Origin of the sequence: Neolewinella xylanilytica (assembly GCF_002934605.1) — a bacterium.
In the GTDB taxonomy this organism is placed as follows: domain Bacteria; phylum Bacteroidota; class Bacteroidia; order Chitinophagales; family Saprospiraceae; genus Neolewinella; species Neolewinella xylanilytica.
In genome coordinates, this window is sequence record NZ_PTJC01000006.1 from 1,970,494 (window position 1) to 1,995,110 (window position 24,617).

The 24,617-nt window shown below is 58.3% G+C and carries 21 protein-coding genes; 11 read left to right on the forward strand and 10 right to left on the reverse strand.

All coding sequences use genetic code 11. From position 1 onward, the window contains the following. Window positions 1–20: 20 nt before the first annotated feature. Complete coding sequence (gene purL / locus CLV84_RS17395; protein ID WP_104421025.1) at window positions 21–2,261, reverse strand: phosphoribosylformylglycinamidine synthase subunit PurL; 2,241 nt, start codon at window positions 2,259–2,261, stop codon at window positions 21–23. 225 nt (window positions 2,262–2,486) lie between these two features. Here purL and CLV84_RS17400 point away from each other — a divergent pair, with 225 nt between their 5' ends. The 3 genes from CLV84_RS17400 to CLV84_RS17410 all read left to right on the forward strand — a co-directional run bounded on the left by CLV84_RS17400 (window position 2,487) and on the right by CLV84_RS17410 (window position 5,054). Next, a complete protein-coding gene (locus CLV84_RS17400; RefSeq protein ID WP_104421026.1) occupies window positions 2,487–2,750 on the forward strand; it encodes a co-chaperone GroES in 264 nt (87 codons plus the stop codon). 51 nt (window positions 2,751–2,801) lie between these two features. After that, on the forward strand, window positions 2,802–4,451 hold the full coding sequence (gene groL / locus CLV84_RS17405; protein ID WP_104421027.1) for a chaperonin GroEL: 1,650 nt from the start codon (window positions 2,802–2,804) through the stop codon (window positions 4,449–4,451). Window positions 4,452–4,553: 102 nt separating this feature from the next. Continuing rightward, window positions 4,554–5,054 (forward strand): GbsR/MarR family transcriptional regulator, encoded by a 501-nt coding sequence (locus tag CLV84_RS17410; RefSeq protein ID WP_104421028.1) that lies wholly within the window; start codon window positions 4,554–4,556, stop codon window positions 5,052–5,054. Between the two features lie 5 nt (window positions 5,055–5,059). Here CLV84_RS17410 and CLV84_RS17415 read toward each other — a convergent pair whose 3' ends face one another. Next, a complete protein-coding gene (locus CLV84_RS17415; RefSeq protein WP_104421029.1) occupies window positions 5,060–5,839 on the reverse strand; it encodes a hypothetical protein in 780 nt (259 codons plus the stop codon). An 84-nt stretch (window positions 5,840–5,923) separates the two neighbouring features. On the opposite strand from CLV84_RS17415, the gene CLV84_RS17420 reads away from it, so the two are divergent. Together CLV84_RS17420 and CLV84_RS17425 are read left to right on the forward strand one after the other, a co-directional pair. After that, the gene (locus tag CLV84_RS17420) at window positions 5,924–6,514 is read left to right on the forward strand and encodes a UbiX family flavin prenyltransferase (protein WP_104421235.1); all 591 of its coding nucleotides are present in this window, start codon (window positions 5,924–5,926) and stop codon (window positions 6,512–6,514) included. 54 nt (window positions 6,515–6,568) lie between these two features. Next, the gene (locus tag CLV84_RS17425) at window positions 6,569–7,729 is read left to right on the forward strand and encodes a THUMP domain-containing class I SAM-dependent RNA methyltransferase (protein ID WP_104421030.1); all 1,161 of its coding nucleotides are present in this window, start codon (window positions 6,569–6,571) and stop codon (window positions 7,727–7,729) included. Between the two features lie 76 nt (window positions 7,730–7,805). Here the strand turns inward: CLV84_RS17425 and mnmA are convergent, their stop codons facing one another. Then, window positions 7,806–8,909: a tRNA 2-thiouridine(34) synthase MnmA gene (gene mnmA / locus CLV84_RS17430; RefSeq protein WP_104421031.1), complete on the reverse strand. Its 1,104-nt coding sequence runs from the start codon at window positions 8,907–8,909 to the stop codon at window positions 7,806–7,808. Window positions 8,910–9,002: 93 nt separating this feature from the next. Here mnmA and CLV84_RS17435 point away from each other — a divergent pair, with 93 nt between their 5' ends. Together CLV84_RS17435 and CLV84_RS17440 are read left to right on the forward strand one after the other, a co-directional pair. Continuing rightward, the gene (locus CLV84_RS17435) at window positions 9,003–11,201 is read left to right on the forward strand and encodes a peptidase domain-containing ABC transporter (RefSeq protein ID WP_104421032.1); all 2,199 of its coding nucleotides are present in this window, start codon (window positions 9,003–9,005) and stop codon (window positions 11,199–11,201) included. Further along, window positions 11,191–12,462 carry an HlyD family secretion protein gene (locus CLV84_RS17440; RefSeq protein WP_146088849.1) on the forward strand — a complete coding sequence of 424 codons (1,272 nt, stop codon included), beginning with the start codon at window positions 11,191–11,193 and terminating at the stop codon, window positions 12,460–12,462. Before CLV84_RS17435 ends, CLV84_RS17440 begins: the two co-directional genes overlap by 11 nt. 8 nt (window positions 12,463–12,470) lie before the next feature. Here the strand turns inward: CLV84_RS17440 and radA are convergent, their stop codons facing one another. The 5 genes from radA to CLV84_RS17465 all read right to left on the reverse strand — a co-directional run bounded on the left by radA (window position 12,471) and on the right by CLV84_RS17465 (window position 17,849). Continuing rightward, the gene (gene radA / locus CLV84_RS17445) at window positions 12,471–13,880 is read right to left on the reverse strand and encodes a DNA repair protein RadA (RefSeq protein ID WP_104421034.1); all 1,410 of its coding nucleotides are present in this window, start codon (window positions 13,878–13,880) and stop codon (window positions 12,471–12,473) included. 60 nt (window positions 13,881–13,940) lie between these two features. Continuing rightward, entirely contained in the window at window positions 13,941–14,846 is a 906-nt protein-coding gene (locus CLV84_RS17450; RefSeq protein ID WP_146088850.1) for a DMT family transporter, read from the reverse strand. Between the two features lie 65 nt (window positions 14,847–14,911). Continuing rightward, complete coding sequence (locus CLV84_RS17455; RefSeq protein WP_104421036.1) at window positions 14,912–15,637, reverse strand: ZIP family metal transporter; 726 nt, start codon at window positions 15,635–15,637, stop codon at window positions 14,912–14,914. Between the two features lie 47 nt (window positions 15,638–15,684). Beyond that, a complete protein-coding gene (locus tag CLV84_RS17460) occupies window positions 15,685–16,236 on the reverse strand; it encodes a phosphatase PAP2 family protein (protein WP_104421037.1) in 552 nt (183 codons plus the stop codon). Window positions 16,237–16,241: 5 nt separating this feature from the next. After that, window positions 16,242–17,849: a lamin tail domain-containing protein gene (locus CLV84_RS17465; protein WP_170067757.1), complete on the reverse strand. Its 1,608-nt coding sequence runs from the start codon at window positions 17,847–17,849 to the stop codon at window positions 16,242–16,244. A 121-nt stretch (window positions 17,850–17,970) separates the two neighbouring features. Between CLV84_RS17465 and CLV84_RS17470 the strand changes: the two genes are divergently transcribed. Then, a complete protein-coding gene (locus CLV84_RS17470; protein ID WP_104421039.1) occupies window positions 17,971–18,276 on the forward strand; it encodes a type B 50S ribosomal protein L31 in 306 nt (101 codons plus the stop codon). 307 nt (window positions 18,277–18,583) lie between these two features. On the opposite strand, the gene lpdA is transcribed toward CLV84_RS17470, so the two are convergent. Beyond that, window positions 18,584–19,981 (reverse strand): dihydrolipoyl dehydrogenase, encoded by a 1,398-nt coding sequence (lpdA, locus tag CLV84_RS17475; protein ID WP_104421236.1) that lies wholly within the window; start codon window positions 19,979–19,981, stop codon window positions 18,584–18,586. Window positions 19,982–20,189: 208 nt separating this feature from the next. On the opposite strand from lpdA, the gene CLV84_RS17480 reads away from it, so the two are divergent. Further along, entirely contained in the window at window positions 20,190–22,118 is a 1,929-nt protein-coding gene (locus CLV84_RS17480) for an alpha-1,4-glucan--maltose-1-phosphate maltosyltransferase (protein WP_104421040.1), read from the forward strand. On the opposite strand, the gene CLV84_RS17485 is transcribed toward CLV84_RS17480, so the two are convergent. Continuing rightward, the gene (locus CLV84_RS17485; RefSeq protein ID WP_104421041.1) at window positions 22,119–22,496 is read right to left on the reverse strand and encodes a hypothetical protein; all 378 of its coding nucleotides are present in this window, start codon (window positions 22,494–22,496) and stop codon (window positions 22,119–22,121) included. Window positions 22,497–22,607: 111 nt separating this feature from the next. Here CLV84_RS17485 and CLV84_RS17490 point away from each other — a divergent pair, with 111 nt between their 5' ends. Together CLV84_RS17490 and CLV84_RS17495 are read left to right on the forward strand one after the other, a co-directional pair. Next, complete coding sequence (locus CLV84_RS17490) at window positions 22,608–22,967, forward strand: DUF1573 domain-containing protein (RefSeq protein WP_104421042.1); 360 nt, start codon at window positions 22,608–22,610, stop codon at window positions 22,965–22,967. 45 nt (window positions 22,968–23,012) lie between these two features. Beyond that, on the forward strand, window positions 23,013–24,617 hold the full coding sequence (locus CLV84_RS17495; protein ID WP_245911544.1) for a S26 family signal peptidase: 1,605 nt from the start codon (window positions 23,013–23,015) through the stop codon (window positions 24,615–24,617).

Below are 24,617 nucleotides of genomic sequence, written 5' to 3' on the forward strand. Positions count from 1 at the left end.
AGGCCGCCGGCAAGGTTGAATTATCCCTCGAGTATGGTCGCCAGGGTGTCGTTATGGCGCATCTCCCAGGCCAGGAGGTTACCCCAATCTTCCCCGTCAACGGTAAAGTTGTCTCCCGCCACGCGGCCCAGCACCAGAAATCCGACACCGTGGTGGTGCAACAATTCCTCCAGATCGCCGGTCCGCGACTCGTCCGCGCTGACGACCACTCTACCCTGGGCCTCGCCAAACAGGAAGGCATCCTTGCGGATTTGCTGGTCCGTTTCAACCGTGAAGCCATGGCCGCCCGCGATCGCCGACTCGGCCAACGACTGGAACAACCCGCCGTCGCTCACGTCGTGGGCGCTCTTGATGTGTTCTCCCCGGATCGCAGCCAGGATGGCAGCGTGCAATTTCTGTTCTTGCTTCAGGTCGAAGTACGGAACGGAACTGAATTCAATATCGTGGATGGTCCGCAGGTACTCCGAGGAGCCAAGATCTTCCTTGCTATCGCCGACGAGGTAAATCACGTCGTCCTGATCCTTGAAATCGAGCGACATGGTCCGCTTGATATTATCAACGATGCCGAGCATGCCGATCGTTGGGGTCGGGTAAACCGGCTCTACCCGGCCGCCCTCGTACTGAGACTGGTTGTAGAAACTGACGTTGCCCCCGGTTACCGGCGTATTGAAGGCGCGACAGGCCTCTCCCATTCCCTTGATCGCGTTGACGAACTGGTAAAATGCCTCGGGATTGTATGGATTGCCGAAGTTGAGGCAGTTCGTGATGGCCACCGGCTCGCCTCCGGAGCAAACGATGTTGCGGGCCGCTTCCGCTACCGCGATCATCGTACCGACGTAGGGATCCGCGTAAACATATGCGGAATTGCAGTCGGTCGTGACCGCAAGTGCCTTGTCGGTACCCTTAAGCCGTACCAGACCGGCATCGGACGGGGTGACTTCCGTGATGCTGTTGGTACGTACCGTACCGTCGTACTGGTCCGTAATCCAGTGCTTGCTCACCAAACTCGGGGCTTTGAATAGTTTTTCCGCGACGGAGCGCAGGTCCGAGGGAACCGGCACGTCGTCCATATTGAACTGGTCAACCTTATCCAAATAGGCCGGCCGGCGGGTTTCTCGCTCGTAAACCGGTGCGCCACCACCGAGCACTAGGGGTTCACTCGGCACGTCGGCGACTAATTCTCCGCCGGCGTAGAACTCCAGGCGACCGGTGTCGGTCACCTCGCCGATCTGCTCGCACTCCAGGTCCCACTTGTCGAAGACCGCCAGTAATTCCGCTTCCCGGCCCTTTTGGCAGACGATCAGCATCCGCTCCTGACTTTCGCTCAGTAGGATTTCCCAGGGTTTCATGTCCGCCTGCCGCGTCGGCACCTTGTCCAGGTCGATGCGCATGCCCGTTTTGGACTTCGCGCTCATTTCGGAAGTCGAACAGGTGATGCCCGCCGCCCCCATGTCCTGCATGCCGACTACGGCACCCGTTGCGATCACTTCCAGACTGGCTTCGAGCAGGAGCTTCTCCTGGAAAGGGTCACCAACCTGTACGGCCGGCAGGTCTTCGGCACTATCCTCGGTGAGGTCCGCCGAGGCGAAGGTGGCGCCGTGAATGCCGTCCTTCCCGGTGGCGGAACCAACGATGAAGACCGGGTTGCCGGGTCCGTCGGCGGAAGCGGAGACGGTCTCGCCTACTTTCACGATGCCTACCGACATGGCATTAACCAAAATATTCTGGTTGTAGCTGGGGTGGAAGTAGACTTCCCCGCCCACTACGGGCACGCCGAAACAGTTACCATAATCGCCGATACCCTTGACCACTCCGGCTACCAGGTGTTTGGTGTGTGCCAGGTGGGGATCGCCGAACCGCAGACTGTTGAGCGAGGCAATAGGGCGGGCGCCCATAGTGAAGATATCCCGGTGGATGCCCCCTACCCCGGTGGCCGCCCCCTGATAGGGTTCGATGGCCGAGGGGTGATTGTGGCTCTCAATTTTGAAGGCACATGCCAGTCCGGAACCAATGTCTACCAAACCGGCGTTTTCCTCCCCGGCACCGACCAGTAGGCGCTCCCCTTCCCGCGGCAGGGTCTTCAGCCACATAATGGAGTTCTTGTAGGAGCAGTGCTCGGACCACATGACCGAGAAAATGCTGAGCTCGTTGAAATTCGGGGTGCGCCCGATAATCTCGACGATGCGGTCGTATTCCTCGGCGGTAAGCCCTAAATTCTTTGCAACGTCGACGTCAACGGAAATAGCGTTATCTGTGGCCATGTACGGGGTTGATTGAGCGCCCAAAAGTAGGAAAAATAGCCAATGCAACCGCTACGCACGCTAGCACCCCGGGAGCAGCACTGTCACGCACCGGCGGCATGTGTGTCCAGCATCTGACAAATTGTCTGCCAACGCTAGCTGGCATGGTGTTCGTACCCCGGATAGCACGACGGTCATTGCCGTCGGTGAGAACAAACTAATTATTTCAACCAAAACATACCATACATGAAGCCGATCAACGATCGAGTAGTGGTCAAGCCCGCTCCCGCCGAAGAAAAAACCAGCGGAGGGATCATCGTACCCGACACCGCAAAGGAGAAGCCACAACGTGGCGAAGTAATCGCCGTAGGACCGGGGAAAGAAGGCAACGCCATGACCGTGAGCGTTGGCGACATCGTTCTCTACGGCAAATATGCCGGACAGGAACTTAAGCACGAAGGTCAGGACCTGCTCATCATGCGGGAGGACGACATCCTCGTTATCCTTTAGGATTTCCAGCCAGCAATTGCATTTAACCAACCGATAAAATAATAAACAACTATGGCTAAGGATATTAGCTTTGATCGCGTAGCTCGCGAAAAACTGCGCACGGGTGTGGACGCCCTTGCCAATGCCGTTAAGGTGACTCTAGGACCTAAAGGTCGCAACGTCGTTATTCAAAAATCCTTCGGTGCCCCGCAGATTACCAAAGACGGTGTAACCGTCGCCAAAGAGGTTGAACTGGAAGATCCGGTCGCCAACATGGGTGCCCAGATGGTCAAGGAAGTCGCCAGCAAAACCGCCGACATTGCCGGTGACGGTACCACTACCGCCACGGTACTGGCGCAGGCCATGATTCAGGCCGGTCTGAAAAACGTAACCGCCGGTGCCAATCCCATGGACCTGAAGCGCGGTATCGATTTGGCCACCAAGAAGGTCATCGAGCACTTGCAGGGCCAGAGTGAAGTCGTCGGTGACGACTTCGGAAAGATCCAGCAGGTTGCTGCCATTTCCGCCAATAACGATAACGAAATCGGTAGCCTGATCGCCGACGCCATGAAGCGCGTCAGCAAAGACGGCGTCATCACCGTTGAGGAAGCCAAGGGTACCGACACTTACGTGGAGGAAGTAATGGGTATGCAGTTTGACCGCGGTTACCTGAGCCCCTACTTCGTGACCGACACGGAGAGCATGACTACCGAGTACGAGAATCCCTACATCCTGATCCACGACAAGAAGATCAGTAACATGCAGGACATCGTTCCCATTCTCGAACAAGTTATTCAGAGCGGACGGCCGCTGCTGATTATCGCCGAGGATCTCGAAAGCCAGGCACTCGGCGTACTCGTCGTGAACCGTCTGCGTGCCCAGCTGAAGGTCGTGGCCGTCAAGGCTCCCGGATTCGGTGACCGTCGCAAGGCCATGCTGGAAGATATCGCCGTACTGACAGGCGGGACCGTCATCAGTGAAGAGAAAGGGTACAAACTCGATCAGACCTCGCTCGACCTGCTGGGTAGCGCCGAAAAGATCACCGTCGACAAGGACAACACCACCATCGTGAACGGTGCGGGTTCTACCGACCAGATCACCGGCCGCGTCAACCAGATCAAGCAGCAGATTGAAACCACTACTTCCGACTACGACCGCGAAAAGCTCCAGGAGCGGCTTGCCAAGCTAGCCGGTGGTGTAGCCGTACTCTACGTCGGAGCCGCTACCGAAGTGGAAATGAAGGAAAAGAAAGACCGCGTCGACGATGCGCTGCACGCTACCCGTGCGGCGGTAGAGGAAGGTATAGTGGCCGGTGGCGGTGTTGCCCTGGTGCGCGCCATCGACAGCCTGGAAGGTCTGGAAGGTGAAAACGAAGATCAGAAGATCGGTATCCAGATTGTCCGCAAGGCACTGGAAGCGCCGCTCCGTACGATCGTCGACAACGCCGGAGTAGAGGGCAGCGTCGTGCTACAGACCGTTCGCACCAATACGGGCAGCTACGGCTACAACGCCCGTACCGGTGAATACGAAGACCTCAAGGCGGCCGGTGTAATCGACCCCACCAAGGTCACCCGTATCGCGCTGGAGAACGCCAGTTCGATTGCCGGAATGGTCCTCACCACCGAATGCGTGATCAACGACAAGCCCGAGGCTGACAACGGCATGGGCGGTCACTCCCATGGCGGTGGCGGCATGCCCGGAGGCATGGGCGGCATGATGTAATCACGCCCACCCACACCGTTAAGGAAAACCCCGGATGGCTTCCGCCACCGGGGTTTTCTCTTTTTAGTAAACCAATTATCAGCATTTATTCTTTGATCATCAATGGAATTACAAGAGGGAAAGGAAAAGTTTATCGAAGCCTGGGGAACGCTCGGCAGTTCCTGGGGCGTAACCCGCACCATGGCCCAGATTCACGCCCTGTTGTTGGTGGCCAACGAGCCGTTGAGTACCGATGACATTATGGAACAACTCCAGATCAGCCGCGGGAACGTCAATACCAATACCCGGATGCTTCTGGAGTGGGGACTGGCACACAAAAAATTGATCACCGGCGAACGCAAGGAATTTTTTATCGGTGAAAAAGATATGTCCAAAGTGGTGAAAAACATCATCATTGCCCGCAAAAAGCGGGAACTGGAACCGATGCTCCGGCTACTGGACGACCTGACCGGAGTGGAAGGGAAGTCGGAGGAAGCCGATGAGTTCCGTACCGTGGTAAAGGACTTAAAGCTGTACAGCCACAAAGCGGATTCCGCCCTGGCCGCTTTGGTGAAAGTGGATAGCAACTGGTTTTTCTCCACCTTCCTGACCATGATTAAATAGTCGGGCTAGCGGCCTTCTTCCAGCGGCTCGATGAGCATCCAGCCTCCCTTCGCTTCGTTCGATTGCAGCGTGAAGCTACGGTCGTACGGCGGATACAGGATCTCCGACCGCTGGGTACCCAAATGCCCCACCACGGTTACCCGCCGGGCGGCTTGACTGCTGTCGCGGAAGATGATCTGTACCCTGCCGACATCCGCGATATAAACCAGGTAATTGTTTTCCGCATCGGTGGCCGCCACCGTACCCGGAGGCGGTGCTTCCCCGAGCAATTCGTCGTCGATCCGCATATCCCAGAAACGCACGTGGCGCTCCACGGTGCGGGCCGCCCGAAAGCTGTTCAGCGCCGTCTGGACCGGTTGTCGGTATCCCGCCGCCGGGCTGCCGGCAAGCAGGGCCGCGTTGAAGGAAGCTACACTGTTTGCCACGGTAAACCCATAGGGCAGGCCGGAGGTATCGATTACTACCCCGAGCTTCGCGCCTAGGGAGTAGGCCGAACTAAGTATTGTGTTGGATAGCTCCGATCCATTGAACGCGAGGTAGTTGCCACCGCTGACTGCGATTCGGTTTATTAGCTCCCCGAGAGATGACGTATCGAGCGGCTGCCCGCGTAAATCAAAGCCGAGCAGCAGGTTCGGTGATCCGTCGATCGTGAAATAGGTAGAATCTTCCGTCCAGGTTTCCGGTATGATCGGACCGACGGTGCCCCCGTCACGAATGGCGTCTTCGCAGGAGGTCAACCCTGCCAAAGCAATTAGTCCAATGGCGAGCCAGCGCAGTATCTTCACGCTCCCAAGTTAGCATTAGCCCGACAATCGGAACTAAGGCAACCTATACCCTAGCCCGGCGTTAGCCGGATAAGAATGATTAAGATGTCAGGTAGAAATATCGTAGTCGCCGTTGGCGGAAGCAGCGGGTCGCTATACGCCAAGGTGTTATTCGACCGCCTCCGAGATATAAAGTCAAAATGGGAAAATGTTGGAGTAGTACTGACCGAGAACGGTAAATACAACTGGCAATTCGAACTTGGGAACGAAGACTGGAAGCAGTATCCGTTCACTTACTACGGCCAGCGTGACTTCATGGCCCCGTTTGCCTCCGGAAGTGCCCGCTACGACACGATGATCGTTTGCCCCTGTAGCATGGGACTGATGGCACGGATCGCGGGGGGCATCTCCAACGACCTGATCACGCGGGCCGCCGATGTTGTACTTAAGGAGCGCCGGCGCCTCATCGTGGTGCCGCGGGAGGCTCCCTACAGCCTGATCCACCTGAAAAACATGGTATCGATCACCGAGGCCGGTGGCGTCGTTTGTCCGGCGGTACCGTCCTTTTACAACCAGGCCGAAACCGCGGAGGAAATCGTGCGTACAATCGTCGACCGGGTGCTGGACCTCGCTGGATTCGATTTAGACGACACCTTTCGCTGGGGGGACCGGGAAACCCACGATGACGGGGACTAAAGCCCCAGCCACCCCTTTCCCCCTTCCATCATACACTACAAAGCCCTTACCAGCATGTCCGATTCCCTCACCTTAGCTTTTCCTACGCTCGCCGGTCTGGAAGATGTCCTCGCCGCTGAAGTCCGGGAACTGGGAGCGGAAGACGTGGAGGTCGGCCGGCGGGTGGTCACCGCCAGGGGAACCATGGAGACCGTATACCGGGCCAACTTGGAACTTCGAACGGCACTCCGGGTGCTCATTAACATCGATTCGTTCACAGTCAACAACGAACAGGAGCTGTACGACCGCCTACGGGCCAACAATTGGCGGAAGTACTTGCTCCCCGAAGGCACCCTGATCGTGGACGTGGTAGATCCCGGCCGGTGGTTTCGGAATACCCACTTCATTGCCCAGCTGACGAAGGATGCCGTTGTGGATCAGTTTCGGGATAAGTACGGCACCCGGCCGGGAGTCGATAAAGATGCCCCCGACTTACGCATTCACCTCCGCATCACGGGTCGGGGAGAAACCCTGCTGAGTGTCGACAGTTCCGGCGACGGTCTTCACCGCCGCGGCTACCGCCGTCGTACGGGGGAAGCCCCCATCAACGAAGTGCTGGCGGCCGGTCTGCTGCAGATGGCCGGCTACACCGGCGACCAGGTACTCGTCGATCCCATGTGCGGATCCGGCACTTTTCTCGTCGAAGCCGCCACTCTGGCTACCCGCCGCCCGCCCGGGCTGCTCCGGGAGTTTGGCTTCCAACGGTGGCCGGACTTCGACCTTCCCGCCTACAGTGCCGTTCGCCAGGCAGCCCTGGACCGGATCCGGCCTGCTCCCTACCCCATCCTCGGATCGGACATCGACGGACTCGCCGTAGCCGTCACCCGCGCCACGGTAGAGCGCGCCAAAGTGGATGGATGCGTGGAACTGCGACAGGCAGCCTTCGGGGAGTTGGCTCCACCCTCCGTTCGTAATGATCCCGATGTTGCGCGACTGATCGTAACCAACCCGCCCTATGAAATGCGGATGGAAACCGGCGACATCGAGGGTTTTTACCGGGAGATCGGGGATACGCTAAAGTCCAACTGGGCGGGATACACCGCCTGGCTAATTTCCGCCAATCCGGCCGCCGTGAAGTCGGTCGGGCTGCGCAGCAGCCGGAAAATCCCCGTCATGAACGGCCCGGTAGAGGCCCGCTTCGTCAAGTACGAACTGTACCGCGGTTCCAAAGACTGAATTGGCGATCCAGCTTACCGTGTTTTGCCGGAGATGGCACCTGCGCTCCGCCGCCCAATCCCTTGAAGTAGTAGCGCTAGCGGGAGGCGTGAATCAGGCCGCCCCCTACCACGTCGTCGCCTTCGTAGAAGACCGCACTTTGCCCCGGTGCAACGCCGCGTACGTCGGCGTAGAACTCCACTTCCATCCGGTCGGCGGCAAACTGGGTCACCCGGCTGAGGGTGCCGGGATCCTTGTAGCGCACTTTGGTCACGAATTCTACCCCTTCGGTGGGAAGCTCGGCGTACTTCTGCAGCGTGGCTCCCCCGACCATCATGCCGTTCTTGACGAGGGCGTCCACGGGCCCCAGCGTGACGGTATTGGTATCGGCGTCGATCTTGGTGACGTACATGGGTTGGCCGAAGGCCTGGCCGAGCCCCTTCCGCTGACCGATGGTGTAGAAGGGATAGCCGTCGTGGGTGCCGATTGTTTCCCCTTCGATGTTGACGAATCGGCCGCCAGCCACCTGGGTTTCTAATTCCGGCAACCGCCGTTTCAGGAAGCCGCGGTAGTCGTTGTCGGGTACGAAGCAGATCTCGAAGCTTTCGGCCTTTTTGCTCAGTTCCTCGTAGCCGAAGTCGTAGGCAAGTTGGCGGACTTCCGGTTTGGTCATGTGCCCCAGGGGGAAGCGGCTGCGGGCCATACACTCCTGGCTAAGTCCCCAGAGTACGTAGCTCTGATCCTTTTTGTCATCGGCGCTTTTGCGCACGTGCCAGCGGCCGGCGTCGGTTTGCCGCAGCTGGGCGTAGTGCCCGGTGGCGATGAATTCGCAGTCCATCGCATCGGCCCGCTTCAGCAGGGCGCTCCACTTGATGTGGGTGTTGCATAGGACGCAGGGGTTGGGCGTGCGTCCCGCCATGTATTCGTCGACGAAGTTGTCGATGACGTGATCGCCGAATTCGTCGCGGATATCGATAATGAAGTGGGGAAAACCCATTTCGACGGCCACGGAGCGGGCGTCGTTGATGGAGTCCAGGCTGCAGCAGCCAGTTTCCTTTTTACTTCCGCCGCTGTTGGCGTAGTCCCACGTTTTCATGGTGATGCCGACCACTTCGTAGCCCTGCTCGTGCAGGATCATGGCCGTTACGGTGCTGTCGATACCGCCGCTCATCGCGACGAGCACCCGTCCTAGTTTGCTCATACGTATTAGCTTTTCGCACGGGGTAAAGGGCCCGGCCAAAATCAAGGCAAAGGTAACGGTTTGCGGGCCAGGAGAGTTGCTATATTTACGCCGATGCTCGGATTCACGTACTACCGACAGTTTGAGGAGATGGATTGCGGGGCCGCCTGCCTGCGCATGATCGCCCGGGCTCACGGCCAGGAGTACGACCTGGAAGAGCTCCGCGAGCGTACCGGAATCAGTCGTCAGGGGGTCAGTCTGCTGGGAATCAGCGAAGGAGCCGAAAGCATCGGCCTGCAGACGCTGGCGCTGCCGGTGAGCCTGCAGCAAATCGAGGAGGAAATTCCCCTGCCCTGTATCCTTCCGTGGAACGGGAATCACTTCGTCGTGCTGTACCGGGTGAACGCCGGGCTTTTTTACGTGGCGGATCCCGACCCAACCGTCGAAAAAAAGGCGTACGACCGCATGCACTTCGTCGAAGGCTGGTCACACGGTCTAAGCGGCGATGGCCAGTACCATGGCAACGTACTCGTATTGGAGCCCACGCCGGCCTTCCGACGGCGCGATCAGGTGGGAAACGACGAAAGCAGTCTGCGTTACGTCCTCCAGTACGTGCTCAATTACGGCAAACTACTCTCGAATGTAGGCATCGGGCTCTTCCTGGCCCTGCTGCTCCAGCTGGCCATGCCTTTCCTGCTGAAGAGTATGGTGGACTTCGGGATCGTGCTGAACGACCCTGACTTCATTCTGCTGGTGGTGATCGCCCAGGCAGTACTGATGCTCACCATGGTGGGGTTAGCCGCACTCCGCCAGTACGCCGTTACCCACATTGGCACCCGCGTGGATGTGAGCCTCGTCAGCGACTACATCAGCAAGCTTACCCGGCTTCCGATGGAGTTTTTCGACAGCCGTAGCCGGGGGGACATCTTCCAGCGGCTTATCGACCACGAGCGGCTGCGGGAATTTATGACCGGTACCAACGTATTACGGGTCTTCAATCTGTTGAATTTTCTCGCCTTCGCCATGGTGCTGGCCGTATGGAACCTCACGATTTTCGTCATCTTCCTGGTCGGCACCCTCCTGAACTTCGGCTGGGTGGGCTACCTGCAGCGGAACCGTCGGGACCTCGATTTCGAGTACTTCGAGCAATCGGCGCGCAACAAGGAACAGTTGATGGAGATCATCGACGGGATTGAGGAGATAAAACAAAACGATGCGGCGCGGCACAAACGCTGGGCCTGGGAACGCAAGCGGGCCGGCCTCTACCGGACGCAGCTGCGGCTCACTAAACTCGACCAGCTCCAGCGTACCGGCGGCACGGTAGTCGATACCATCAAGAACCTGAGCATTACCCTCGTTGCCGCCCTGGCGGTGATCGACGGCTCGCTGAGCATCGGGGCCCTGGTGGCGATTCACTACATTCTGGCCCAGCTCAATAGCCCCATTGAGGATCTCAGCGAATTCTTCCGGGGCTACCAGGACAGTGCCATCAGCCTCGAGCGGATGAATGAAATTTACCGGAAGGAGGACGAGTCGACCGGCGGGCAGCACCGGTTACGGATCATCCCCGGGGAGGGCGAACTGAGTGTCCGTGACCTTAGCTTCCGCTACAACACCCCGGGATCGGGGCTGGTGCTTGATAACGTGACGGCCCGCTTTCCCGCCGGCAAAATCACCGCCGTTGTCGGGGCCTCCGGCAGTGGCAAATCCACCCTGCTAAAGTTACTACTGGGGTTTTATCAACCCGAAAGTGGGGAAGTGCTGATTGACGGTACCAACCTCAACAGCCTGGATCCCGCGTTCTGGCGCAAAAATATCGGCGTGGTCAGCCAGGACGGGTTCATCTTCAGCGATACGGTGGCCCGTAACATCGTGCTGGGCGAGCGCGCAATCGACGAACACCGACTGCTGAAGGCCGTCAAGGTGGCGCAGATCGAGCGCTTCATCGAGCGCCTGCCCGAGCGGTACCAAACCCGGATCGGAGCCAGCGGGCTAAGCCTGAGCAAGGGAGAGCACCAGCGGATTTTACTGGCCCGGGCAATTTACCATCAGCCTCCCTTTGTTTTTCTGGACGAGCCGACGAGCGGGCTAGACGCCTTTACCGAGGTCACCATTATGGACAATCTGTTCGAACACCTCAGTGGCTCTACGGTCGTCATCGTGGCCCACCGCTACGCTACCTTCGAGCAGGCCGATCACATCATCGTGGTCGAGGACGGCAAGGTGGTGGAGCACGGCAGCCACCGCAGGCTAATGGAAGCCCGCAGCAATTACTTCCGGCTCGTGAAAAATCAAACCCTGCTTGGCAGTTAGTCTCATGCCCGTACAGCGATCCCAGGAAGTAGCGGAAATCATCGGAACGCCGGCCGGCTGGCTTACCCGCAACGGTACGTGGATGCTGGGCGTACTCATCGCTTCCCTAACCATCCTCGCCTCGTTTTACAGTTACCCGACCACGGTAAGCGGCGACCTGGTGCTGACAACGGTCGATCCCCCCCGGCAGCTGAAGGCCCGTCGGGCTACCGAGATCCAACGGGTACTGGTCACCGACGGAGAGCAGGTGGAAGCGGGTCAGACCCTGATCGTAGCGAAACAAGGTGGCGCAAAGTGGGAGCACGTCCAGTACCTCGACGATCAGCTCATGAGCATCGATAGCGGTAGCGCGGATCGATTGGCGCGGCTGGAAATCCCCCCGACGCTCACCCTCGGCGAATTGCAGGACGAGGTGTATACTTTCCAAGACCGACAGGAGCTGTATCGTAGCCTGCTGGCCCGAAGATTGGAAAAGTATACCACCCCCGAGTTGACTAAGCTGATTTCGGGCGACGAAGCGCAGGTGCGAACGCTCCAACGGGAGGCGGAAAGCTTACAGGAGACCCTTACCCTGGCCCGCGGCCAACTCGAACAGGAAGTGGAACTGGCCAGTAACGGCGTCCAGTATACCGAGCGCGTGAACGCGGCGCGGCGGCGGGTAGAACGCGCGGAAGAAGCGCTGCAGAAGAATTACAGCCAACTACGGTCCATCCGTTTCGAAATCGAGATGATGCGCAACCAGATCGATGCCTATCGCTCGGGTCGCAAGGGGAGCACCGAACAAGCCGGTATTCAGCTCCGGCAGGCCTACGAAGACTTACTGGAAGCCGTCGCGACGTGGAGCCGCGATTTCACCGTCACCAGCCCCGTCACCGGCCAGGTCGTGCTCAGTCCGTCCATTACGGAAGACAGCTACGTTACCGAAGGTAGATTAATGGTGACCGTTTTTCCGCTGGACGCGGGTAGTACCCTCGGGCGACTGGATATCGACATCCGGGGAAGCGGGCGGGTGCAACCCGGCCAGCGGGTGGTCATAGATTTTCCCAAATGGCCGGCGCTGGAATATGGCTCCGTCACCGGCGTGATTACCGAGGTCGGTCTCGTACCGGTGGACGGTAAGGTCTCCGTCCTAATCGCTTTCCCGGATGGTCTGGTGACCAATACCGGATTCGGGGTCACAGCCGAGCCCTTTCTGCAGGGTAAGGCAACGGTTATCGTCGACAAGCGCCCGCTGATTCGTCGCCTACTGGGCGTGGGATAGGAATTGCTTCAGGCAATCAACTCGTCGTACAGTTCCCGAACGGTAGAGACGGTGTGAATCCGGATGCTGTAACGGTCCGGGTCGAGTCCCTTCACATTGTATTTGCTCACGTAAATGCCACGGAAGCCCAGTCGATCCGCCTCCTGGATGCGCTGCTCGATGCGGGTAACCGCCCGAATTTCTCCGCTCAGTCCTACCTCACCCGCGAAGCAGAGCTCCGGAGAAATACTAACGTCCTGGGCGGAAGACAGCAGCGCCACGATGATGGAAAGATCGATGGCGGGATCGTCCACACGGAGTCCGCCGGCGATATTCAGAAAGACGTCCTGGTTGCCCAGCGACAGTCCGGCCCGCTTTTCCAGCACGGCCAGTAGCATCGACAGCCGGCGGAGGTCGAAGCCCGTGGCCGAACGCTGGGCATTGCCGTATACCGCCGCGCTGACCAGCGCCTGCACTTCGATCAGCATAGGCCGCATGCCCTCCAACGTGGCGCAGACCGCCGAGCCGGAGAGGTTCTCGTCCCGCTCGCTGAGGAGCAGTTCACTGGGGTTGCTGACCTCCCGCAGTCCACTTGCATCCATCTGGTAGATACCGAGTTCGTCGGTCGAACCGAAGCGATTCTTAAGGGTCCGAAGGATGCGGTAGGTGTAGTTGCGATCTCCCTCGAACTGGAGTACCGCATCGACGATGTGTTCCAGCAGTTTAGGCCCAGCGATGCTTCCTTCCTTGGTGATGTGGCCGATCAGAAAGACCGGGATACCGCTTTCCTTGGCGAACCGCTGTAGCTCCGCCGCACACTCCCGCACTTGGCTCACCGTTCCCGCCATACTGTCCACGTGCGGACTGGTCAGCGTTTGAATGGAGTCGGCGATCAGGAGATCCGGCTTCAGGGAAGCGGCGTGTTTGAGCAGTTTATCCGTATTGGTTTCCGTCAGGAGGTAACAGTTGTGGTCCGCCCCGCCGAGCCGGTCGGCCCGCATCTTGATCTGCTCCTCGCTTTCCTCCCCGCTGACGTAGAGTACCTTTTTGCCCAGTCGCAGCGCCAGTTGGAGCAACAGCGTCGATTTACCAATTCCCGGCTGGCCGCCGAAGAGTACGATGCTCCCGGGAACGATGCCGCCGCCTAGCACGCGATTCAGCTCGCGGTCGGGCGCTTCGATGCGTTCCACCTCCCCGGCGGTCACCTCGTTCAGGGGAATCGGACGGGGCCCCCGGCCGATCGGACCGGCACTTACCGCGGATGTTCCGTTTCCTACCGTACGCCAGTCCGGCTGATTCTCCAGCCGGTCGTTCTTCGTCTTCACCACTTTTTCTTCCACCAGGGTATTCCAGGCTTTGCACGAAGGACACTGTCCCATCCATTTGGGACTTTCGGCACCGCAATTCGTGCAGAAGAAGGCGACTTTTACTTTGGCCATGAAGAATCGTTAAGCAGTTAGGTTAGACGGTAATTCGCAAATATAAAACATTTTGTTTTATCACCCTTTACTTCGGCCGATGATCACCACGCCGGCAACAATACACGCGGCTCCAGCGGCCTGTAGTACGGTCATGATTTCCCCGAGGAAGTAATACTCCAGCAGTACGGTAGCCACCGGTCCGATCGCACCCACGATCGCGGCGTCACCGGCCCCGAGGCGCTTGATGCCTTCGGTAACCAAATAACTGGGAATAACGGTACAGAATATAGCCATCACCACGGCGTATGCGTACACCATTTTGGGAAGGCCGAGCACCGGTTCGCTGCTTACGGAAACGTGGCATATGACGGCGATGGCCGCCGTTACGAGCGCCAGGCTCGTAAACCGAACGTTACCGATCCGCGGGGCCAGCCGGCCACTGCCGATGACGTAGGTGGAATACAACAATCCGCTGAGGAAAACCAGGGCTGCACCCCGCAGGAAATTCGTCCCGATACCAAAATCCGATCCGGCAAACGCCACGACGATCCCCAGGTAACAGAGCAGCGTCGCTCCCCACTGGACCGGCCGAATCCGGGTTCCGAAAACGAGCCGTTGCAAGATCAGGACCAGGGTAGGATAGGTAAAGAGAATCACCCGTTCCATACTCGCGGATAGGTACTGCAGCCCCAGGAAGTCGGTGTAGCTGGCTAAATAGTAGCCCACCACCCCCAGCGTAATAATCGTAAGCCAGTCACGCCCCGTCATCTCGGCGCGCTGCCCTTTTTTACCGCCCCGGAAATACCCGATCAATAGGAAAAGGGGCAGGGAAAAGATCATGCGCAGACCGAGCAAACTAATACTACTGACCTCGTAGCCGTACGCCAGCTTGATGATCACCCCTTTGCAACTGAACAGTACCGCGCCCAGCAACAGGCAGCAAATCCCGACGGTACGGGGACTAATAGGGGTACGTTCGGTCATGGCGCGAAGGTCGGCTATTCGCTCGGGCAGCGAAAGCTCGTTACCGCGCAAATTACGGTGGCAGATTAGTGGGCCGTAAGGTAAGCGACTCCCATGCCCGCTACGATGATCAGGAACTTACGGACGGAAATTCCGTGGCTGTTTGGCCCGTCCGCCTCGAAAAGTATGGTGGTCGAAATGTGTAGGAAGCTGCCCACTACCAGCGCTAATATCCGCGCTCGCCACACGGAGTCGATACTTAATAGGTCGCCTAACACCGCGCCCAGGGGAGATAACAGGCCGAAGACCGTAAGACAAGTCCAAATCACGCGGCGGCCATAGCCCGATCCCCGCAGCAGGAGGCCCAGAGCAAAAGCCGCCGGTAGTTTGTGCAGCACGATCCCGTACAAGAGGTGTTCACCGTGATCGTGGCCGTCGACGCTCATGCCGATGCCGGTCCCAAGGGGCAGTCCCTCGAGCAGGGCATGAAGCCCCAGACCGATCATCACGCGCAGGGCGAAACCGTACCCTACCCCCTGGTGGGCGTGAACGTGGCCGTGCTCTACTCCCTGACTGAATCCTTCCAGGATAAGTTGAATGAAAAAACCAAGCAGCAACCATACGCCAACCCCGGGAGCGGGTGTACCGAATACCTCGGGGATAAGCTCGAGGGCGGCAATAGCCAACAAATAAGCCCCGCTGAAGGAAAGTAGCCGGGGTAGCAACGTACGGTAGCGGTCACTACCTACGATTGCCAATCCGCCCCCGACGAGGGCGCTGACGAGCAACAGGAAATAATGCCATAAGGCCATAGGTGAGTGTACTGGCTTGGAAGGATTGCAAACGTCCGAGTCCCGGTTTAGGTTACCGCATGTTCCGCGGCAACGCGCCGGTATACCATATATCCCAGTATTGCGATGGCCGTACCCAGCAGGGCCCCGGCCAGAATGTCACCCGGATAGTGCTTGCCCACATACACCTGGGCTAGTGAAATGGACAGTGCCCATAGCAACCAGGCGCAGCGCCAGTACCACTTCCGCACGAACGTGAGGCAGAGCAAGGTAGCCACCGCAAAGTGGTTGGTGGCATGGTTAGACGGAAAGCTCAATTTCCCCCCGCATCCGACCAGCACCCGCACTTCGCCCGCCAAATCCTCCGCGGCACAGGGGCGAATCCTTCCCACCCAGGGCTTGATAATTCCGGCAGCAACCTGGTCGGCCACCGCGATGACGGCGGCCATGCACAGCAGAAGATACAGCGTTTTTCTCCAGCCCCACCGGTTCCAAATCAAGTAAGCGATCAGGACGTAGAGCGGTATCCAGGTGAGCTTATCCCGGTACACCGGTAGAACGGCATCGAAGAAGGGGTTGGCCAGGTCCTGGTTTAAAAATTCGAATATCGTTGCTTCCATAAGTGCTAGCCGGCCAGAACGGCCACCAGTTTTATTCGTTCTCCGGGCCCGGCCGCTGAAAAGGTTTCCACAAGCAGGATGTAAGGACCCACCGGCATCGGCTTCCCGCTATCGTCGCGGCCGTCCCAGAAAATGCTACCCTGTCGGGCCAGTAAGGCAATACGCTCCAGGCTCCGTACCGGATGTCCCGCTACGTCAAACACCCGCACCGTTGCCTGTACGCCCGGCCGAACGGTGCGGTAACGTACCTCGAGCAGCTCGTTGGTTCCGGCCGTAAAGGGCGAAAAGGATTCGGTTTCCAAAAAAAATGTGGTTTCCTCCCAATCCCCAAGCTGTGAATTCGGGCGGGTAGGTGTTCCGAACCCTACCGTGGAGGAGGCGGAGTACCAGTTGGCGGGATCCTGGGTCGGGGCATCGGGATCCAGGCGTTCCAGGCTAACCCCCTCTAGCGGGTTGAGCAACGCATCGTGGTAATCTTCGTGGTAGTCAAAAGCATCCACCTCCGTTCCATCCGTTGCGACCAGTGTCAGGTTTCCCCGTTCATTCGCTAGGGCCGGCAGCTCGGTTTCCACGATGGCTTCGGAACGGGCAGCCGGAAAATAGGATACCACGTGGTGTCGGTCGCTAGTTAGCACGACCAGCTCCTGCGGACCGAGGAAATGGTTCGCCGTGACGGTCTTGGTAACCCCGGTGAACGTGTTAGCGACCTGGAGTCCCCGGAGGGAAATGACCTGCTCGGAATGGTTAAGCAACTCGACGAAATCACCGCCACCGGGAACGGGATCGAAAAGAAGCTCGTTGATCAATAAATCACCGGAGCGGATCGGTAGCGGGGCAAAAAGGTCCGCACCCAGGGTATCCACCGGAAAATTTCCCGAACAGTCACTGTAGTTAGGAACAATGGAAAGCTTGTAAATCAAACCTTTATCCATGGATAATTCAAACACGAATTCCATGTTCGTTTGCCAGGTGGGACGGATGACCGCACCATCCAAAAGGAAAATTTCCGCCAGGTTGCCGGATAACGGCTCGTCGAAGACGACGGTAAACCCACTGCTATCCAGGTTGACTGTTCGCAAAGCCGGGGGCGAACTATCCAGCAGCAGACCATCGAGGCTGTTTCGGAGGCCCGGGGTGCCGCCGCCATCGGCACGACTAGCCGACCAGCTCCCGGCGCAGTCCGGCGGACCGAGGCCATTGTATTCCAGGCTGTAACCGCCATCGTCTCGGTCGGGATCGCCGTACCAGCCCTTGGTATAGTGGATGTCGGCTACCGTATCGCCCGCTACTAGGAGGGTGATTACGTCCGCCGTATTGGTCAGTCCGGGTAGTGCCATGCCGACGACCGGCACGTTCAGCCGCCGCCAGCTTTCCAGGGAGTCGATCGGCACCAGGACCAAAAAGTCTCCGGGTTCCAGAACATCCTCCGCACCTGCGCTCGCCGCCCTCCCGCCACTGGCGATGGCGATATCCTGCAAGGCAACCGGTGCCGTCCCGGAATTGTAGAGCTCGATAAATTCCGTGAGCGGTAGGCCCCGACTCGGCGTCGGATCGGCCATGAACTCGGTAACGATCACCCTCTGGGCCGGCAAGACCACGGGGGCAAGAAGCATAAGGAGCAGCGATAACATTGGGCGAGCCACGGATCAAAGATAGAATTTGCGACGGAGCGCGGGTGCCGTTAGGGATTCTTATAAAAAATCCTTACCTTTGCGCTCCTAAAATTAAAAAGCGATGAAAAAGGATCTGCACCCCGAATCCTACCGTACGGTCATCTTCCGCGATATCAACGCCAACGTTAGCTGGTTGGGTAAGTCTTGCGCCAAGACCCGCGATACCGATACCTTCGAAGACGGAAAGGACTACCCCCTGATCAAACTGGAAATCTCCAGCGAGAGCCACCCTTTCTTCACCGGTAAGATGCAGTTCGTCGACACGGCCGGCCGGATCGACAAGTTCAACAAAAAATTTGGCAAGAGCCGCTTTGCCAAGAAAGTGGACGAAGAGGGCAAGCCGGTCGAAGAAGCCAGCGCGAAGTAATTCAGCCACTGGCTTAAGAAATAAAAAGTCCCGTAGTGCCGATTGGTGCTACGGGGCTTTTGTCGTTGGGTGAAGGCCTAGGAGCCGGCGGTGATAGCAAAGGCAACCGTAAAGTCGCCAAGAGCCGCTGGTGTTCCCTGGTGTATTGCTCCATGGAAGATCTCCGAGCGGGCATACTTTTCGAAGCAGCGGAGGAAACAAGGCCAACCACGGGAGCACGCTAAGTTTCGCCGAGCGACCTCAGCGAAACCTAGCGTTCCCTAGCACCAAAGCGGTGAATTTCCGCGACCTAGCCTGCTACCCCGTTCTACAGGTGGATCACCTCGTCGTAAGCCGCGGCCGTGGCTTCCATCACCGCCTCGCTCATCGTCGGGTGGGGATGCACGGTCTTAATGATCTCGTGGCCCGTAGTCTCCAGGTTGCGGGCGGCGACCACTTCGGCAATCATTTCCGTCACGTTGGTGCCGATCATGTGGGCGCCCAGCCATTCGCCGTACTTGGCGTCAAAAATGACCTTGACGAATCCTTCCTTGGCTCCGGCGGCGCTGGCCTTTCCGGATGCGGAGAAGGGAAACTTGCCGACTTTGATTTCGTATCCTTTTTCGCGTGCCTCGGCTTCGGTCATACCGACACTAGCAACCTCCGGAGAGCAGTAGGTACAACCGGGGATGTTGCCGTAATCGAGTGGTTTCGGTTTGAGGCCGGCAATGTTTTCCACGCAGATGATCCCTTCGGCGCTGGCAACGTGGGCAAGTGCCGGACCGGGCACCACGTCTCCAATGGCGTAAATTCCCGGGACGTTGGTTTTGTACATATCATCAACCTGGATGATCCCGCGATCGGTCTCGATACCTAGATCTTCCAGTCCGATGTTTTCCGTATTCGGCGCAATGCCGGCGGCGGAGAGCACGATGTCGCACTCGATGACTTCTTCCTTACCGGTCTTGCGATTCCTGGCGGTGACCTTGAGGGTATCGCCGCTGGTATCGACCTTCTCGACACTGGTGTTGGCCAGGGTTTTGATGCCTTTCTTCTTGTAGATCTTGGTCAGCTCCTTGGAGACGTCGGGATCTTCCCGCGGGACCAATCCCTGCTCCAGGAACTCGACGATGGTCACTTCGGTGCCGATGCTGCTGTAGAAATAAGCGAACTCGACGCCGATGGCGCCGGCGCCGACGACCACCATGCGCTTCGGCTGCTTTTCCAGGGTCATCGCCTTGCGGTAACCGATCACTTTTTCCCCGTCAATGGGGAGGTTGGGCAACGCCCGGGCCCGGGCCCCGGTGGCGACGATGATGTGTTCGGCGTCGTAGGTGGTAGCCTTCCCGTTTTCGTCGGTCACCTCCACTTTCTTGCCGCGCACGAGTTTTCCGTTGCCGGTAAGCACCTCAATCTTATTCTTGCGGAACAGGAAGTTGATGCCCTTGCTCATCCCGTCGGCGACGCCCCGGCTGCGGCCGATCATCTTGCCGAAGTCAGGGGTGGCTTCGCTTACCTCGATGCCGTAATCGGCGGCGTGGCTGATGTATTCGAATACCTGGGCACTCTTCAGCAGGGCCTTGGTAGGGATACAGCCCCAGTTCAGACAGATGCCGCCCAGGCTTTCTCGCTCCACGACGGCGACCTTCATGCCCAGTTGGGCGGCTCTGATTGCCGCGACGTATCCGCCGGGGCCACTTCCGACAACGATTAGATCGTAAGCCATAACGCTACTTTTATTTTGGCCGGGCGCCAAAAGCGGAGCCACGGGGTTAGATTCGGCCGGCGAAGATAGGGTTCCGGGCTATTTATGTCCCGCGGTACGGACCCGCGGAACAAAAAGGAGCTCCCCCACCGAACGTCGCACCCGCTAATCCTTTATATCCCTTTAAGCGCATCCCTACCTCAATAACCAGCAAACCTATCCCAAGACTATGCAGAACCGGACCGTAATTGACCACGTCGAACCCCAGATTAACAACGGAAGATTTCCCATCAAAAAGGTTGTCGGCGAAAGCGTGAAGGTATCCGCAAAGATCTTCGGAGACAGCCATGACTATATCCGCGCCCTCATCGAGTACCGGAAGGCCGGTGAGGAGCAGTGGCAGGAAGTCGAAATGGAGGAAGCCGCCAACGATCTCTGGGAAGGTGCCTTTACAGTGAGCGAGCAAGGCTTCTACGATTACCGGCTGGTCGCCTGGATTGACCACCTGAAAACCTGGTACAAGGGCTTTAAGAAAAAAGAAGCCGACGGTCAGGACATGGGCGTCGAACTACAGATCGGTGCCAACTTCCTCAGCGAAAAGGCCGACCAACTCGACGGAGACGACCGCCACCGCGTCACCGAGGCTATCCAGCGACTCGGCGGGGACGACCAGCGCGGTTCGGTCGATTACGTCCTCAGCGACGATTTTGCCCGCCTGCTCCACGACTTTCCGTTGCGGAAACTGAATACGGTTTACGACCTGGGGCTGAAAGTGAAAGTCGGCCGCCTGAAGGAGCGCTTTAGCAGTTGGTACGAGCTGTTTCCCCGCTCCACCTCCCCGGACATCAATCGCCCCGGCACCTTCAAGGACGTCGAGGCGTTGCTTCCGAGGATTCAGGAGTTCGGCTTCGACGTTCTTTACATGCCCCCCATCCACCCCGTCGGCTACCGCAACCGTAAAGGCCGCAACAACGCCACCAACGCCATGGAGGGCGAACCCGGCAGCCCCTGGGCGATCGGCTCCCACGAGGGCGGCCATAAGGCTATCCTGCCGGAGCTCGGCAACATCGACGACTACAAGCAACTGCTGCACCGGTGCAAGGAGTTCGGTATGGAGGTGGCCCTGGACCTCGCCTTCCAGTGCGCGCCCGACCATCCCTACATTGAGGAACACCCCGAGTGGTTCATCTGGCGGCCGGATGGCACCATCGCCTACGCCGAAAATCCGCCGAAGAAGTACCAGGATATCGTGCCCATCAACTTCGAAACCGACGACTGGCAGGCGCTTTGGAAAGAATTACTGGAGGTGACCCTGTACTGGTGCGAAGCCGGCGTTCGCATCTTCCGTGTCGATAACCCGCACACGAAGCCCTATCGCTTTTGGGAATACATCATCCGGGAAACCAACGAGCGCTACCCCGACGTAATCTTCCTGGCCGAAGCCTTCACCCGCCCCGCCATCATGGCCGAACTCGCCAAGCGCGGCTTCCAGCAGAGTTACACTTACTTCACCTGGCGTAACACCGCCGAGGAGATGCGGGAGTACGTCGAGGAACTGACCATTACGGAGCTCAAGGACTTCATGCAGCCCAATTTCTGGCCGAATACACCGGACATTCTGGCCTTCGAGATGATGGGCGCCAACGAGAATCAGTTCGTCAAGCGACTGCTACTCGCCGCCACCCTCTCCAGCAGTTACGGACTCTACGGCCCCAGTTACGAGCTAATGGAGAACCGGGGCAACACCAACGGAAAGGAGGAGTACTACGACAGTGAAAAGTATATGGCCCGTCACTACGACTGGTCCTACCGCAACCGGATCACCGAAACGTACAAGAAGATCAACCAGATCCGGAAAGACCATCCTGCCCTGCAACAGACGAATAACATCGTCTTCACCGACACGAACAATCCCAACCTGCTGAGCTACGTCAAATACTCCGAAGATCGGAGCAGCATCATCTGGACGATCGTCAACTTCGACCAGTACAATCCCCAGGTAGGATACTGCGGCGTACCTACGGACATTATCGGCACCAACAGCTTCCAGGTTACGGACCTGCTCACCGGCGATACCTTCTGGTGGAACACCCAGGCCAACTACGTCCGGCTGGACCCCGGTTACTGGCCCGCCCACGTACTGCGGGTGGACCTGTAATCAGGAACGGATAAAGATGTACTGAGTGCTGCCGCCGGTCGAACTGGCGTTGCCTTCGGTGGGCAGCACCATGGCCTCTTCGTACCGCCATCCATTGGCGATAAGGTAGTTGACGGCGTGCATCACGCTGTTGAAGCGGATACGCTCGTTGCTGCGCGGGTCGATTACTTCCATCCGCTGTCGCGACGCGCCACCGATGCTCTGTCCGTAATCGATGAAAATGGTCACCTTACTCGACAGGAAGCGTTCCTGTGCGATCATCCGGATCATCTGGACCTCCTGGAGGTTGTTGATGTTGACCCCGTCGACAACGACTTGGGAAAAGGCGACCGTGGAACCGGCGAATACAAGGGCCACGGCGAAAAACAGCTTTTTCATGAATGTAGTATTTACCGGTAAACCTTACCGGACGGCGAATCGGATATTCGGTGGCCCAAGTATAGGTTTTCCTTAACGAAATAGGCGCCGACCCACGACGTTTACCCACCAATGATTTATCTGATCCTCACGCTTTCCCTGCTGGCCCCGCCAGATAGCCCCGTCGAATGGCTGCAACCGGCAACCGTCACGCTGGAAGACACCTTCCAGGACGAGGCGGTAACCTACCGCTTCGAATTCCGCAACCTTACCGACGAGCCCCTGCTGGTCGATAACGTACGGGTAGGCTGCGGTTGTACGGCCTCGAAATTTTCCGAAACCCCGGTCGCCCCGGGTGAAACCGGCACCATTGAAGTGACCTACGATGCCGCCAGCCCGGGCTATTACCGCAAATACGTCAAGGTATTTTTCGCCGGCCACCGCGGGGGACATAAACTGTGGATGGAAGGTTTCGTCGAATCGACGGAGTGAACCGTCGGTGAAGGCGTACCTTCGCCGCCACATTAAACGATTGTTATGACTTGGTTGCTCTGGGTCTTACTCCTAGGCTACATCGGCCTGAGCCTGGCCCTTTACCGACTTTTTCCCTACGCCGGTCGGGACGCCAAACACGGGCTGATCCCCGGCTACAACATGTGGGTCGTCTCCGAACTGGTTGGCCGCAAAGGCAGCTACAGCCTGTTGCTCCTGATCCCGTATTTCAACATGATCTGGTTTGCCGGACTGATGGTCGACCTGGCGCGCTCCTTTAACCGTTTCGGATTCTTCGAGCACGTGCTCGCGGTAGTTGCCAGCTGGGGATATTTTGGCTGGCTCGGCACCCAGGAGCCCGAATACCGCGGCCCCATCCTGGTAGAGGAGCGGGAGTGGCAGGAGCGGATCGCCGCCGCCGAAAAAGCTAAGGATGAACGGGAAGTGCGTAAACTGCGCAACAACTCGCCCTTCCATAAACCGGTGTTGCGCGACTGGGCCGAGGCGGCCATCTTTGCCATCTTCGCGGCTGCCCTCATCCGCCTGCTGCTCATCGAAAGCTACATCATCCCAACGCCATCGATGGAAGGCAACCTCAACGTGGGTGACTTCCTGTTCGTCTCGAAAGTGAATTACGGACTGCGACTTCCGGAGACCATCCTGATGCTCCCGTTGGTTCACAACCGTGCCCCGGTCGTCGGCGGAGAGAGCTACATCGACGGAGCCGCCCTACCCTACCGCCGGCTCCCGGCCCTGGAAAGCATCGACCGCTACGACCCCGTCGTCTTCAACGTGCCCTCGGGTGATAGTGTCTACATTTTCCCCTACCGCACCTATTCGGCCAACGACTACGAGATGGGAAACATCGATGCCAACGCGGCGGCCGCCATCCAAAGCGGGCAAGCCGAACTCGTTACCCGTCCGCGCGATAAAAAGGATCACTACGTCAAACGGGCCGTCGGCCTGCCCGGCGAACGCCTCGAAATCCGCAATCGCCAGCTATACATCAACGGAGAAGCCATCGAGGCACCGGAAAATGTCCAGTTCCGCTACGACATCACCTTCACCGGCCCACCGAACCGTTCCCGCTGGTCCGACATCGGCATCGCCGAAATGGACATCCAGCAGGTCAGCGCTACGCGGTTTCTGTTAGATCTCGACGAAGACCAAGTGGAAGCCCTGCGCAGCGGCGATCCTCAGGCATCCATCGACTTCTTCGACCAGACCCAACCGAACGGCGTGCGTCTCTACCCCCACAGCGCAAAGTACTTCGGCAGCTGGACGGTGGACGACTACGGCCCGATCCTCATCCCGGAACGCGGTATGACCGTAACCCTGGACGAGCGGAACTTTGAGCTTTACTGGCGTCCCATCAAAGTCTACGAAGGCAACGAAAGCTTCGAGATGCGTAATGGCCGGTTTTATCTTGACGGTCAGGAAATTACCGAGTATACCTTCCAGCAAGACTACTACTGGATGATGGGGGATAACCGCCACAACTCGGAAGACAGCCGCGTGTGGGGCTTCGTGCCGGAAACCCACATTCTCGGTAAGCCACTCTTCATCTGGTTCTCGGTCAAGGAAGGCAGCCTTTTCAACGGCATCAATTGGGACCGCATCTTCCGTTCGGCCACCAAACAGGGCGATTAA